Source organism: Nocardioides sp. CPCC 206348, from assembly GCF_048654705.1.
In the GTDB taxonomy this organism is placed as follows: Bacteria; Actinomycetota; Actinomycetes; order Propionibacteriales; family Nocardioidaceae; genus Nocardioides.
In genome coordinates this window covers 1,944-2,460 of sequence record NZ_JBMCZA010000173.1, presented here as the reverse complement: position 1 = coordinate 2,460, position 517 = coordinate 1,944, and the positions used below count along the sequence as shown (strand labels likewise).

Here is a 517-nt window from a genome sequence, read left to right as displayed (position 1 = left end):
AGCGAGCCTCGAAACCGGGTCAGACGGCGACCGGTACCTCGTCCTCGCGCCACGCCTTGCCCGACCGCGGCGCGTTGTAGGCGTCCTCGTCGAGGATGCCCTCCCGCTTCGCGACCAGGGTCGGCACCAGCGCCTGGCCGGCCACGTTGACCGCCGTACGCCCCATGTCGAGGATCGGGTCGATCGCGAGCAGCAGGCCGACGCCGGCGAGCGGCAGGCCCAGCGTGGAGAGCGTCAGGGTCAGCATCACCGTGGCACCGGTGACACCGGCGGTCGCGGCCGAGCCGATCACCGACACGAACGCGATCAGCAGGTAGTCGGTCAGGCCCAGGTCGACCCCGAAGAACTGGGCGACGAAGATCGCCGAGATCGCCGGGTAGATCGAGGCGCAACCGTCCATCTTGGTGGTCGCACCGAGCGGCACGGCGAACGACGCGTAGGCGCGCGGGACACCCAGGTTCCGCTCGGTGACGGACTGCGTGACGGGCATCGTCCCGACCGAGGACCGCGACACGAT

Annotated in this window: 1 protein-coding gene; it reads right to left on the bottom strand. The window is 70.4% G+C overall.

What is annotated here, in order from left to right:
- Positions 1-19: 19 nt before the first annotated feature.
- A partial coding sequence (locus ACOADB_RS13615; protein ID WP_378599451.1) for a dicarboxylate/amino acid:cation symporter occupies positions 20-517 on the bottom strand: 498 nt, incomplete at its 5' end.